This is a genomic window from Actinomadura kijaniata NBRC 14229 (genome assembly GCF_001552175.1).
Classification (GTDB): domain Bacteria; phylum Actinomycetota; class Actinomycetes; order Streptosporangiales; family Streptosporangiaceae; genus Spirillospora; species Spirillospora kijaniata.
This window is the reverse complement of sequence record NZ_BCQR01000032.1, coordinates 35,425-48,468: the sequence shown is the minus strand read 5'-3', so window position 1 is coordinate 48,468 and position 13,044 is coordinate 35,425. Positions and strand designations below refer to the sequence as shown.

Below are 13,044 nucleotides of genomic sequence, written 5' to 3'. Positions count from 1 at the left end.
AGCGGAGGACAGGACCATGGTCGACGCCACGAGAGGGCGGGGAGGCGCGGACTTCGTCGAGGGCCGGTGTCCCCGGCATCTGGTCGGACGGTTCCCGGTGGCCGAGGGACGGACCGTGACCCTCCTGCGGGAGGCCGGCGGTGTCGGGGAATGGCTGGTGACCGGGTACGAGGCGGGCCGCGCGGTGCTGCGGGACCCCCGGTTCGCCCGGGGGCCGTCGGCCGGGCTGCGCCGGCCGCGCGGTCCCGCGTCGAGGATGTCGGTCACCGACCTCGACCCGCCCGAGCACACCCGGATCCGCCGCCTGGTCGGCAGGGCGTTCTCCGCCCGCCGGGTGGCGGCGCTCCAGCCGCGCGTCGAGCGGATGGCGGAGGTGCTCCTCGACCGGCTCCACGCGTCCCCCGCCACCGGCGACCTGCTGCGGGACTTCTGCGTCCCGCTGACCTTCGGCGCGCAGTGCGAGCTGCTCGGGGTGCCCCCGGCGCGCCGTGAGGTGATCTTCCAGTGCGCGACCGAACGGCTCGGCCCGCCGGAGGCCGCCCCGGCCGAGGTCCACCGCGGCGAGCTCCGGCTGCACGCCGCGGTCGTGGAGCTGCTCGCCGACCGCGAGGAGCCCCCGACGGGCCTGCTGGGCGAGCTGGTCGCCGCCCACCGGGAGGGCGGGCTGGGCGGCTGGGACGACCTCACCGGCCTGGCCGCCTCGCTGTTCTTCGACGGGCACGCGCTGGCCGCGGCGCAGATCGCCAACGCGGCCCACCGCCTGCTGTCCAGCCCCGCCCTGGCGGAACGGCTCCGCGCGGACCCCCGGCTGCTCGACGGGGTGGTGGAGGAGTCGCTGCGGCACAGCCCCGCGGTCACCCTCAGCATGGCCCGGACCGCCACGTGCGACGTCGAGGTGGACGGCGTGCGCATCCGCGCGGGCGACCAGGTGAGCGTCGCGCTGCCGATGGCCAACCGCGACGGGACCGTGTTCGCCGACCCGCACCGGTTCCGGACCGACCGCGCGTCCGGCGGGCATCTGGCGTTCGGGCACGGGGCCCACTTCTGTCTCGGCGCCCATCTGGCGCGGGTGGAGCTGCGCGTGGCGCTCGGCGCGCTGGTGCGAAGGACCCCGCACCTGCGCCTCGCGGTGCCCTCGGCGGATCTGGGATGGTGGGTCTCCTCCAGCAGGAGGAGCCTGGTCTCCCTGCCGGTGAGGACGGAGCCGGTCTCCCGGCGGCGGTCGCCCGCCGCCCACGGCGCGGTGCTGTGAGCTGCCGTCCCCGGCCCGGGGCGCCCGCAAGGCTCCGCACCGGGCCGGGGACGACGGCCGGCGGCTCAGCGCCCGTCCGCGTCACGCACGGTGCGGGCGAACTTCCGCACGTCCTGGACGAGGTCCGCGGGCCGTTCCATCGCGGCGAAGTGGCCGCCGCGGTCGAACTCGGTCCAGTGCACGATCTTCTTGATGTCCCGCTCGGCGAGCCTGCGCACCGGCAGGTAGATGTCGCGCGGGAAGACCGCGACCCCGACCGGCACCGTGACCGGCGGCGGGGCGATCCCCGAGGCGGCCATCCGCATCCCCTCGGCGCCCTCGTAGTACAGCTGCGCCGAGGAGCCCCCGGAGGCGGTGAGCCAGTAGAGCGTCACGTTGGTCAGCATCTGGTCGCGGTCGACGGCGTCCTCGGGCGCGTCCGTGGAGTCCGTCCAGTCCTTGAACCGCTCGACGATCCAGGCGAGCTGGCCCACGGGGGAGTCGGTGAGCGCGTACGCCAGCGTCTGCGGCCGGTTCATCTGCAGGGTCATGTAACCCGACAGCTCCGCGTTGAACTTCGCCATCAGGTCCAGGCGGGCGCGGTCGCCGTCATCGAGCTCCGCCAGCGCGGAGGGGTCCTGCGGCGGGTAGGTGAGCAGCATGTTGACGTGCACGCCGAGCACGTGCTCGGGGTCCGACCTGCCGAGCTGCAGGGAGATCACCGCGCCGGCGTCCCCGCCCTGCGCGAGGTACCTCCGGTAGCCGAGCCGCTCCATCAGCTCGCTCCAGGCCCGCGCGATCCGGACGGCCTCCCATCCGGGGCGGAGCGGCTGGGAGAACCCGAACCCGGGGATGGACGGGGCCACCACGTGGAACGCGACCGCGGGGTCCAGCCCGTGCGCGCGCGGGTCGGTCAGCGGACCGATGACGTCGGCGAATTCCACGAACGATCCGGGCCAGCCGTGCGTCAGCAGCAGCGGGATCGCGTCCGGCTCCGGGGAGCGCCGGTGCACGAAATGGATCTGCGCCCCGTCGATTTCCGTGATGAACTGCGGGAGGTCGTTCAGCTTCGCCTCCGCCCGTCTCCAGTCATAGTCGTCGTGCCAATAGCGCACGAGTTCCCGGAGATAGCCGACGGGGACCCCGCGCTCCCAGCCCGCCGCGTACCCGTCCGGCCAGCGGGTCCGCGCGAGTCGCTGCTTGAGATCGTCAATGGCTCCCGATGGGATCTCGATGCGGAACGGCCGCATTCCGTCCTCCTTCGCGCGGTCGGGGAACCGGAGCGGAATCCGTTGATCGAAAGGATTCGCCACCGGGCATGTCAACTACTGAATCGTCCGTCCGGGGCGGAGGAAGCGCATCTTTTCGAGTGCGCTTCCAGGGATTCGACTCTCCGAGAAAAGCATTTTTCGATAAATGTCGAGCAATGTGGGAGACAGGTGCGGGGCCCGCCGAACGGCCGCCGGGCCCGGGACGGGGAAGACGGCCCGTTCGAAGAAGACATCGCCGTGACCGCGATGCAGGCTCGTAACCGAAACCGCCGCGATCTGGGGTCGGGTCGTGTGACGCGCCGAGCCGGATGGAGTTGGTTCGATGTTGGTGAGCGTGACCGGCGGGACGGGGTTCCTGGGGGCCCATACGGTGTCCTCGCTGGTGGGGCGGGGACACCGCGTCCGGCTGCTGGCCCGGGACGAGAGACGGGTCGAACCCGCGCTGGGGCCGCTGGGAGTGGACCGCTCCGCCGTCGAGGTGGTGGTCGGCGACGTCACGGACGAGGCCGCCGTCGGGCGCCTGGTGCGCGGGGCCGACGCCGTGCTGCACGCCGCCTCGGTCTACTCGTTCGACAGCAGGCGGCGCGCCTCCATGCGGCGGACCAACGAGCGGGGCACCGAGGTCGTGCTCGGCGCGGCCCGGCGGCTGGGGGCCGATCCGGTCGTCCACGTCTCGACGTTCGGCGTGCTGGAGCCGGACGGCGGGCGGCGCGTCCGCGCGGACGCGCCGGTCGGGCGTCCCCGCGAGTGCTACCTGTCGACCAAGGCGGCGGCCGAGCGGATCGCGCGGCGCCACCGGTCGCGGGGCGCGCCGGTGGTGATCACCTATCCGGCCGCCCTGCTCGGCCCGGACGACCCGAAGCTGGGCGACCAGACCGCTCGCCTGCGCAACGCGTTGCGCGGCCTGATGCCCATCTGGCCCCTCGGCGGATTCCCGGTGGGGGACGTGCGGGACGCGGCGGCGTTCCACGCGGACCTGTTCGACGCCCCCGGGAGGGGAGCGGAACGGCTCCTGGTCCCGGGGCGGCACATGTCCACGAGGGAGTATGTGGCCACCCTGCGCCAGGTCACCGGACGCCGCCTGCCGACCGTGTTCCTCCCGGCCCGCGCGGTGGTCCCGGTCGGGCTGCTCACCGATGCCGTGCAGCGCGTCTGGCCCTGGCACATTCCCGCCGAGTACGGCGCCGTCCATGTCAGCGGCCGTGACCTGCGCGTCGACGTGGGACCGGGGCCGCGCCCGGTGACCGAGACCTTCGGGGACACGGTGCGCTGGTTGCACCGGGCGGGGCTGCTGTCGGCCCGGCAGGCGGGCCGGGCGGCCGAGCCTCCTTCGCGGGCTCTCCAGGAACGACGGGAACAGGGGAAGGTGAGGCGGTGAGCGCGCCGGAGGTCGATTTCGTCCCGGTCCCGGTACCGCGGCCGAACGGCCGGCGGCCTGCCGGGCCGGAACAGGCGCAGGACGGCCGGGGACGGCAGGCCGCCGAGCCGGCGCCGTCGATGCGGGGGCTGCGCGCGCGGAACGACGAGCTGCGCGCGCGGGTGGTCGCCGGACAGGCGGAGGCGACCGAGCGGCAGCACGGGCTGGGCAAGCGAACAGCCCGGGAACGGCTCGAACTGCTCCTGGACGAGGACTCGTTCGTCGAGCTCGAACCGTTCCGGCGGCACCAGGCGCACGGTCTGGGGATGGAGCGGAAGCGCCCGCACACCGACGGCGTCGTGGTGGGCTCGGGCACCGTCCACGGCCGCCGGGTCTTCGTCTACGCCCAGGACTTCACGGTCTTCGGGGGCTCGCTGGGGGAGGCGCACGCCGCCAAGATCCACAAGGTGATGGACCTGGCGCTGGACAACGGGGCGCCGCTGATCGGGCTGAACGACAGCGGCGGCGCGCGCATCCAGGAAGGGGTGATGGCGCTCAACGGCTACGGCGGCATCTTCCACCGCAACGTCCGGGCGTCCGGGGTCATCCCGCAGATCAGCGTCATCCTGGGGCCGTGCGCGGGGGGAGCGGCCTACTCCCCGGCGCTGACCGACTTCACGTTCATGGTGCGTGACACCGCGCAGATGTACCTGACCGGGCCGGAGGTCGTCGAGGCGGTGAGCGGGGTCCGGGTCACCCACGCCGAGCTGGGCGGCGCCGACGTCCACGGCGAGCGCACCGGCGTGGCGTCGTTCGTCCACGACGACGAGGAGACCTGCCTGGAGGAGGTCCGCTACCTGGTCTCCCTGCTGCCGGGCAACAACCTGGAGCCCGCCCCCTCCGCCGGGCGGTGCGGCGCGGTCGGCGACGAGCGGCCGGCGCTGGCCGAGATCGTCCCGGTCGAGCCCAACCGCCCCTACGACATGCGGGCGGTGATCGGCGAGCTGGTGGACGACGCGGAGTTCATGGAGGTCCACGAGCACTGGGCGCGCAACGTGATCTGCGCGCTGGCCCGGATCGACGGCGAGACCGTCGGGGTGGTGGCCAGCCAGCCGATGGTGCTGGCCGGGGTGCTGGACGCCGACGCGGCGCAGAAGGCGGCGCGGTTCGTGCGGTTCTGCGACGCGTTCGGCATCCCGCTGGTGACGCTGGTGGACGTCCCGGGCTTCCTGCCCGGCGTCGACCAGGAGCACTCCGGGGTCATCCGGCACGGCGCGAAGCTGCTGTACGCCTACTGCGAGGCGACCGTGCCGCGCGTCCAGGTCATCCTGCGCAAGGCCTACGGCGGCGCGTACATCGTCATGGACTCCCGGTCCATCGGGTGCGACCTGTCGCTGGCCTGGCCGACCAACGAGATCGCCGTCATGGGGGCCGAGGGGGCGGTGAACGTGCTGTTCCGCAAACAGCTCCTGTCCGCCGCCGACCCGGACGGGCTGCGCGCGGAGCTGGTGGCCGAGTACTCCGAGCAGCTCATGCACCCCTACCACGCCGCCGAGCGGGGCCTGGTCGACGACGTGATCGATCCGGTGCGGACCCGGGCCGCCGTCGCGCGGGCGCTGGAGATGCTGCGGAACAAGCGCAAGAGCCCGCCCCAGCGCAAGCACGGCAACACGCCGCTGTAGGGGCCGGGTCAGGCGCGGCCGGGGCGCGCGGGCGGTCCGTCCGCCGAGCCGACCGCGCCCGCGATCTCGTCCAGCCGGAGCCCGGAGGCCGCCACCGACGCGGTGGCGGCCTCCATCGCGTCCCCGGAGCCGACCATGAGCGCGACGAGCTGCGACTCGAAGCAGGTGGGGGCGTCGTAGGGGGCGACGAGGTAGCCGCCCAGCTCCAGCGTGATCAGGCCGTGGATCGCGCTCCACAGCCGGTGGGCGACCAGTTCGGGGTCCTCGGCGCGGAACCGGCCGGACGCGACGCAGCGGGCCGCGGACTCGACGACGTTGGCCAGCGTGTAGCGGCCGTGGTGGCGGTCCTCCTCCGACAGCGAGAACCCGCCGAGCGTGGCGCTGCCGAACATGACCGAGTACAGATGCGGGTTGGCCAGGGCGTTGCGCCGGTAGGCCCGCCCCAGCAGCGCGGTGTCCGCGACCGGGTCGTCGGTCGCCCGCACGCGCGTGAGGTGGTCCTGCAGGCGCGCGAAGCCCTCACGGACCACCTCGCGGACCAGGTCGCCCAGCGATCCGAAATGGGTGTAGAGGACCATCGTCGAGCTGCCCGCCTCGGCGGCGACCCGGCGCGTGGTCAGGGCCTGCGGTCCCTCGGCCGCGAGCAGCCGGGCGGCGATGTCCACCAACGTGTCGCGGAGATCGGGGTCGAGGCTGCGCGGACTCACATTGACATTGTTGCATAACGCCGATATTTTTTTGGCAAAACACTGTTATTGAAGATCTCCCGGCTTGCGGAGGTGCCGATGACCTCCACCGTCCCGGACTCCGGCCCACGGACGTCGCTCGCCGCCGCCCCGCCGCGACGGTCGCCCGCGGACGGCCCGTTCGACGTCGTCGGCGCACTCCCCGACGCGCTGAACGGCTGCTACGCGCAGGCGGTGTCCCATCCCACCGTCCCGGGCTCCCACGGCGACATGCTCGCGGGCCCGCCCCTGCTGGCCGGGGTGCGGATCGCCGCCGGCGGGGCGCGGTGGCTGAGGGGACGGTTCCCCGTGACGCGCTCCCGTCCCCTGGCGCCGGTCCCGGCTCTGGCCCCCGCGATCTGGCCGAGGCACCCGCGGGACGACGACCCCGACGCGCCCGCCCCCGCCGCCTTCGCCCGCCCGGCGCGGGCGGCGGACGCGCCGGCCTGGCACACCGTCGCCACCTGCCCCGGACTCGACCACGCCGAGCACCTGGTCGTCGGCCCGGACGGCACGGTGCTGAGCGCCGAACCGTTCCCGCTCGACGGGGCGCCGCTGGTGTGCATGGTCGCGGCCACCCGCGACCACCTGGTCATCTTCGACTCGGGCGCCGCGCACTCCCCGGCCGCCGCGCTCATCGGCGCGCGGGCGGGGGAGACGGCGCGCCCCGGCCGCGCGCCGCGGCTCGGCGTCCTCCGGCACGACCACGCGGGCCGCCACGCGCCACGGTGGATCGACGTCCCCCGGCGCACGGTGGTCGAGGTCGTCAACGCCTACGACGACGGCCGCCACATCGTCGTGGACGTCGTCACGCGGGGGCCGTCCCGCGTGACGCGCTGGCGGCTGGACCCCGCGGACGGCCTCCTGGTGGGGGAGCGCGCGGTCGGCGCCGCGACGGCCGCGGCGGTCGATCCACGGGTGAGCGGCCGCCGGCACCGCCACCTGTTCGCCACGCGGAACGAGGGCGGCGCGACCGTCCGCTGCCACGACCTCGCCGGCGGCGGGGAACGGGTCGCCGCGCTGGGACCGGGCTGGCGGGTCGGCGCTCCCGTCTTCGCCCCCGACCCGCGCCGCCCCGACATGGAGGGCGCCGGGTGGATCGTGGCCGTCGCCCGGCACCCCGGCCAGGCCCGGTGGGAGCTGCGCGTGTTCGACGCGCTCGACCCCGCGCGGAGCCCGGCGGCGGTGCGGCTGCCCGCCCCGTTGGACGCAGACCTGTCCCGGACCTGGATACCGGCCCCGGACTCCCCAAACCACGGCGAGGAGCCAGGCGGCGAGCTGACCTTCGACTTCGAGACGTGGTCGCGCCGCGTCTGAACGCGGGCCGTCAGCGCGGCCTGGCCCGGAAGGCCCGGCGGTAGGCGCCCGGCGTGGTGCCCAGGGCGTTGCGGAAGCGCCTGCGGAGATTGGTGGCCGAGGAGAGCCCGACGCGGTGGGCGACGGCCTCCAGGGGAAGGTCGGAGGACTCCAGCAACTCCTGGGCGGCGGCGATCCGCTGGGCGAGGAGCCACTGCCCCGGGCTCGTGCCGAGCTGGTCGGCGAACCGCCGGGCGAGGGTGCGCGCTGAGACGCCCGCGTGCGCGGCCATGCTCTCGACGGTCACCGCTTCGCCGAGTCTCCCGGCGACCCATTCCAGCAGCGGCGCGAGCGAGCCGTCGTCGATCCGCGCGGGATGCGGCGGCGCCGAGTACTGCAACTGCCCGCCCTCGCGATGGGGCGGCATGACCATGGTCCGCGCGACATGGGCGGCGTACCGGGCGCCCTGGTCGCTGCGGACCAGGTGCATGCACAGGTCGAAACCGGCTCCCGCGCCGGCGCTGGTGGCCACGTCACCGTGGTCGACGTACAGCACGTTCGGGTCGACCTGGACGCGCGGGAAGCGCTCGGCGAACTCGTCCACCAGCGCCCAGTGGGTGGTCGCCCGCCGTCCCTCCAGCAGCCCGGCGTGCGCCACCGCGAAGGCACCGGAGCAGATGCTGACCACCCGCGTTCCCCGGGAGTGCGCGCGGCGCAGCGCCCGGACGACCTCGGGCGAGGGCGGCTCCCCGACGGGCAGCCAGCCCGGGATGACCACGGTGTCGGCCCCGTCGAGCGCGTCCAGCCCGTCGGTCACGAGCATGTCGTACCCGGCGAGCGTCGCGACCGGACCGGGGTGCTCGGCGCACACGCCGAAGGCGTACCGGGTCGGGAGCCCCGGCCGCTCGACCCCGAACACCTGGGCCGCGCAGGCGAGCTCGAAACTCGACTGGGGCGGGCGGATGAGCGCCATCACCCGATGCATGGCAGAAAAGTACCGCATGTTGACTTTCCTGACACTCGGGTGAGGCGGCGGTCGGCCGCCAAGCTGGCCCCATGACGACAGAGCAGAAGAACACGCCTGCCTGTGAGTGGTCCACCGTCGAGGACGCCCCGGTCCAGGAACTGTTCCCCGGCATCCGCGCGCGGCCGCTGTGGAGCGGGGCCGGCGGCGCGAAGGCCTACGTGCTGGAGATGGACGCGAACACGTGCTGGGAGGGGGTCGACGTCCACGAACCGGGCCCCGAGGAGGTCTTCGTGGTCTCGGGTGTCTTCAACGACGGCGACCGCGACCACCCGGCCGGTTCGTTCATCCACGCCCCCGCGGGTTCCTCGCATGTCCCGCAGACGAGGACGGGCTGCACGCTGTTCCTCTTCTACCCCGAAGGCTAGATGTCCAGGGCCGTCAGGCCCGTCGGCCTGACGGCCCCGCCCGGTCGGCCCGGTCCCCGAGGAGGGCCGGAACGGGGACCACCGCGTCAGGACCGCGCCAGGACGCGGAGCGCTTCCTCGGCGGGGGAGCCCTCCTCTGCGGTGTGCACGACCAGGGCGAGGTCGGGGTGACCGGGCAGCCGGAGCGTCTCGTAGGTCAATTCGAGCTCGCCGACCAGCGGATGCCGGTATCGGTAGCTGCCGTGCTCCGGGGCCTTGATGTCGTGCTCGGCCCAGATCTGGCGGAACTCGGGACTGGCGGCCGACAGCTCCTCGATCAGGGACCGGGCGGCGGGCGCAGGCGGGCGCGCCATGTCCAGCCGGAGGAAGGCCACCACGTCGCGGGCCCGCGCCCACCAGTCGACGTACAGGTCGCGCATGCCGTGGTCGAGGAAGACCAGCCTGGCCATGTTGCGCTCCGCGGCGGAAAGCTCGCCGAAATCGGCGATGAACGCCGCGGCCAGCCGGTTCCACGCCCGCACGTCGGTCGTGCGGTCGACCACGTAGGCGGGGGCCCCGTCGATCGCGGCGAGCAGGCTGTGGACGCCCCGGCGCAGCGGCGGGCTGTCCACCGGTTCCTCGGCCATGGCCGGAGCGGGCCGGGCCAGCCGGTGCAGGTGTTCCCGTTCCGCCGGATCCAGGCGCAACACCCTGGCCACCGCGTCCAGGACCTCCGCCGAGAACCGCAGGCTGCGTCCCTGCTCCAGCCGTACATAGTGGTCGACGCTGATCCCGGCCAGTTGTGCCAGCTCCTCGCGACGCAGTCCGGGAACCCGGCGCTGCCGCCCGTGGAAGGGCAGGCCGAACTCCTCGGGGCGGAGCCGCGCGCGGCGCGATCGGAGGAACTCGCCCAGCTCGACACGTCGATCGAAGGTCACGTGCCCATTATTTCCGGCTTCAGCCGGTGCGTTCTCGGCGGTCCGGTGACTCCATGGCGGGGCCGAGCAGGTGGTCGATCGCCTCCTGCCGTGGCATGTCGGCGCCCCGGTGATAGGCCCTGGCATAGCCGGTGCCCCCGAGCCGGTCCGCGAGGGTGGCCGCGAACGCGCCCAACTCCAGGTCGCCGTGGTCGAAGGCGCCGCGGATGACCTCGCTCATGCCGAGCGCGGTGGCCGCGCCCTCCGGATCGCCCTCCAGCGACCGCAGCCGGGCCAGGAGCTGGGCGGCCAGCGGGAGGTCCATGTTCGCCTGTGCCGCCCGGACGGCGCCGGGCAGCGTCCGGCGCGCCCGTGCGGCGTCACCGGCGGTGAGGAGGTTCGCGGTCCTGGCGGGCAGCAGCAGGCTCCGGCTCGTCTCGGCGGGCAGCTCCAGCACGCGGGCGACCCTCTCCAGCCGGTCGAGTTCCCGGTCGGCCCGGTCGATCTCGCCGCGGCGGCGGTACAGCTCCGCCGCGCAGGCGTGGACCTGGATCTCCAGCATGGGCTGGCCGCGGTCCCAGGCCGCCCGTTCCGCGGTTTCGAGGTCCCGCCAGGCTCCCTTCGGATCGCCGGCGCGCATGCGCTCCGTGGCGAGCCCGAGCCGGGAGGAGATCTCCTCCTGCCAGGCGAGGCCGGTGCTGATCGAGATGCTGCGCTCGTAGTCGGCGACCGCCTCGTCGTGCCGCCCCTCGACGGCGTGGATCTGCGCCGTGCCGTTCAGCACCATCGCGGTCCAGTACCGGTCGCCCGCCTCCTCGAACGCCCGCAACGCCCTCGCCGCCGCGGCCGCGCCGTCCGCCCAGTCCCCGCGGACACGGCTGCGCAGCGCCTCGACCAGGTGGGTGTGGGCGATGGCCCACCCGTCCGAGCCGTCCCGAACGCGGGCGATCTCCCGGTCCACCAGGTCGTCCAGCCCGGCCATGAAGGCCGCCGTGAGCGTCATGGTCAGCAGCATCGGATAGCGCGGCAGCGCGCCCGTCCGCGCGCAGTCCTCGACCGCCGCCCGCATCCGTTCGGCGTCTCCTCCACCGGCCAGCAGGTGGATCGTGGTGAACGCGGCCCTGGCCGCCGGGGGCAGCGCGTCGCCGTACTCCAGCACCCTCGTCACGTAGGCGTCGGCCCGGCCGTCATAACGCAGCGTGTCCCAGTACCAGTACAGCGGGCCGAGGATGCGGGCCGCCGCCTCGGCGTCACCGTCGTCGATGGCGGCCTGGAGGGCGTGCACGAGGTTGTCGTACTCGAACCCGAACAGCCGCAGCGATTCCATCTGCCGGTGCGAGCGCAGCAGCGGCTCGTGCCGCTCGGCCAGGTCGGCGTAGTGGCGCGTGAGCCTTCGCCGTACGGCATCGCGTTCCTCGGCGGAGCGGAGTTCGTCGGCCGCGTAGGCCCGGATGGTCTCCAGCATCCGGTAGCCGTCACCGGACCGCTCCACGATGGACTTGTCGACCAACGAGTCCAGCAGGTAGGCGACGTCTCCCACGGAGTCGTCCGAGCACACCGCCTCGATCGGGCCGAGACCGGCCCTGGCCGGGAACACCGACATCCGGCGGGCGAGCGTCCGTTCCTGGTCGGTGAGGAGGTCCCAGCTCCAGTCGATGACCGCCCGCAGCGTCCGCTGCCTCGGCCGGGCCGTCCTGTTGCCGGTGCCGAGCAGCCGGAAGCGGTCGTCCAGCCGCCGGGAGAGCTCGTCGGCGTTCATCGTGCGCAGCCGCGCCGCGGCCAGCTCCAGCGCGAGCGGCAGGCCGTCCAGGCGGCGCACGACGTCCACCACCGGGCCCACCGTCGACTCGTCCAGCGCGAAGCCGGGCCGTACGGCGGCCGCCCGATCGAGGAACAGCCGTACCGCGGTCGCCTCCGCGGCGCGGGCGGGGTCCGCGTGCGCCGGGGGCAGGGCGAGCGGGGCCAGCCGGCACAGCGCTTCGCCCATGACCTCCAGCGGTTCCCTGCTGGTGGCCAGGATGGTCAGGTTCGGCAGGCGTTCGAGGAGCCGCCGGGCGAACCCGGCCACCGCTTCGGAGATCTGTTCGCAGTTGTCCAGCAGGAGCACGCCCTCGTCACCGGCGAGCAGCGCGACCGACCGGTCGAGCGGCTCCCCCGGCGGCGGGGCCTCCGCCGCGGCGATCGTGCCCAGCACCGCGCCGGGCAACCCGTCCGGCGCGTCCACCCCGGCCAGGGGGACGAGCCAGACGCGGCCGCGCCGGTGGGCCCGATGGCGGCTCACCGCCTCCACGGCCAGGCGGGTCTTGCCCACCCCTCCGGGACCCACGACGGTGACCAGCCGCGAGCTCTCCAGCAGCCCGGCGAGCAGTTTCAGCTCCTCCCGCCGACCGACGAAGCCGGTCAGCGGGGTCGGCAGCCGCCCCGGTGCCGCCCGGGACCGCTCCGACAGCCCGGGTTCACCGCGCACCACCGCCAGGTGCGCCTTCCTCAGCTCCTCGGAGGGGTCGACGCCCAGCTCCTCGGCGAGCGTCCGGCGCACCCTCTCGAACAGGGCCAGCGCCTCGAACTGGCGGCCGGACGCGTGCAGCGCCCGCATGCCCAGCACGGCCAGCCGTTCGCGCAGCGGATGCGCCGCGGTCGCCGCCTGCAGATCCGCCAGGATCTCGCCATGGCCGCCCAGCAGCAGCTTCGCCTCGAACCAGTCCTCGGTGGCCGTGACGCGCAGCTCCTCCAGCCGGGCGGCGACCGCGCCGGCGAACGGAACGTCGAGCACGTCGGCCAGCGCGTCGCCCCGCCACAGCGCCAGCGCGTCACCCAGCAGCGCCGCCGCCCGCGGCCCGGAATCGGCGGCCAGCTCGCCGCGGCCCCGCTCGGCCAGCTTCTCGAAGCGGTGGGCGTCGACGTCCTCGGCGCGTACGCGCAGACGGTATCCACCGGACGCCAGCTCGACCGCCTCGACCTCGCCCAGCGCCCGCCGCAGCCGGTACACCAGCGCGTGCAGCGCCCTGCCGCTCTCCCGCGGAGGGTGATCGCCCCACAGCCCGTCGACGAGCGACTCGACCGGCACCACCTCGCCGGCGGCCAGCGCCAGCCTGGCCAGCAGAGCACGAACCCTGGCCCCGCCGACGTCGACCGGCGCTCCGTCGTCCCCGTAGGCCCGGACCGGCCCCAGCACCTGAATCCGCATGCTCACA

10 protein-coding genes are annotated in these 13,044 nt (G+C 74.3%); 5 read left to right on the top strand and 5 right to left on the bottom strand.

Annotation, left to right across the window (positions count from 1 at the left end; all coding sequences use genetic code 11):
* The first annotated feature begins 16 nt into the window (after positions 1-16).
* Positions 17-1,252, top strand: a complete 1,236-nt coding sequence (locus AKI01S_RS11845; protein WP_067815051.1) for a cytochrome P450 — start codon at positions 17-19, stop codon at positions 1,250-1,252.
* A 65-nt stretch (positions 1,253-1,317) separates the two neighbouring features.
* Here the strand turns inward: AKI01S_RS11845 and AKI01S_RS11840 are convergent, their stop codons facing one another.
* Positions 1,318-2,481, bottom strand: coding sequence for an epoxide hydrolase family protein (locus tag AKI01S_RS11840; RefSeq protein ID WP_067815035.1), 1,164 nt, complete (start codon positions 2,479-2,481; stop codon positions 1,318-1,320).
* Between the two features lie 343 nt (positions 2,482-2,824).
* Here AKI01S_RS11840 and AKI01S_RS11835 point away from each other — a divergent pair, with 343 nt between their 5' ends.
* Together AKI01S_RS11835 and AKI01S_RS11830 are read left to right on the top strand one after the other, a co-directional pair.
* The gene (locus AKI01S_RS11835; protein ID WP_067815032.1) at positions 2,825-3,880 is read left to right on the top strand and encodes an NAD-dependent epimerase/dehydratase family protein; all 1,056 of its coding nucleotides are present in this window, start codon (positions 2,825-2,827) and stop codon (positions 3,878-3,880) included.
* Positions 3,877-5,541 (top strand): acyl-CoA carboxylase subunit beta, encoded by a 1,665-nt coding sequence (locus AKI01S_RS11830; protein ID WP_067815029.1) that lies wholly within the window; start codon positions 3,877-3,879, stop codon positions 5,539-5,541. The genes AKI01S_RS11835 and AKI01S_RS11830 overlap by 4 nt, the downstream gene beginning before the upstream one ends.
* 8 nt (positions 5,542-5,549) lie before the next feature.
* On the opposite strand, the gene AKI01S_RS11825 is transcribed toward AKI01S_RS11830, so the two are convergent.
* Complete coding sequence (locus tag AKI01S_RS11825; RefSeq protein ID WP_067815027.1) at positions 5,550-6,248, bottom strand: TetR/AcrR family transcriptional regulator; 699 nt, start codon at positions 6,246-6,248, stop codon at positions 5,550-5,552.
* Between the two features lie 78 nt (positions 6,249-6,326).
* Here AKI01S_RS11825 and AKI01S_RS11820 point away from each other — a divergent pair, with 78 nt between their 5' ends.
* A complete protein-coding gene (locus tag AKI01S_RS11820) occupies positions 6,327-7,583 on the top strand; it encodes a carotenoid oxygenase family protein (RefSeq protein WP_067815024.1) in 1,257 nt (418 codons plus the stop codon).
* A gap of 10 nt (positions 7,584-7,593) precedes the next feature.
* On the opposite strand, the gene AKI01S_RS11815 is transcribed toward AKI01S_RS11820, so the two are convergent.
* The gene (locus AKI01S_RS11815) at positions 7,594-8,547 is read right to left on the bottom strand and encodes a GlxA family transcriptional regulator (RefSeq protein ID WP_067815022.1); all 954 of its coding nucleotides are present in this window, start codon (positions 8,545-8,547) and stop codon (positions 7,594-7,596) included.
* Between the two features lie 71 nt (positions 8,548-8,618).
* Here AKI01S_RS11815 and AKI01S_RS11810 point away from each other — a divergent pair, with 71 nt between their 5' ends.
* Entirely contained in the window at positions 8,619-8,954 is a 336-nt protein-coding gene (locus tag AKI01S_RS11810) for a cupin domain-containing protein (RefSeq protein ID WP_067815019.1), read from the top strand.
* Positions 8,955-9,040: 86 nt separating this feature from the next.
* Here AKI01S_RS11810 and AKI01S_RS11805 read toward each other — a convergent pair whose 3' ends face one another.
* Both AKI01S_RS11805 and AKI01S_RS11800 read right to left on the bottom strand, forming a co-directional pair.
* Positions 9,041-9,871, bottom strand: coding sequence for a helix-turn-helix transcriptional regulator (locus AKI01S_RS11805; protein WP_067815016.1), 831 nt, complete (start codon positions 9,869-9,871; stop codon positions 9,041-9,043).
* A gap of 19 nt (positions 9,872-9,890) precedes the next feature.
* A complete protein-coding gene (locus tag AKI01S_RS11800) occupies positions 9,891-13,037 on the bottom strand; it encodes an AfsR/SARP family transcriptional regulator (protein WP_067815013.1) in 3,147 nt (1,048 codons plus the stop codon).
* Between the last annotated feature and the right edge of the window lie 7 nt (positions 13,038-13,044).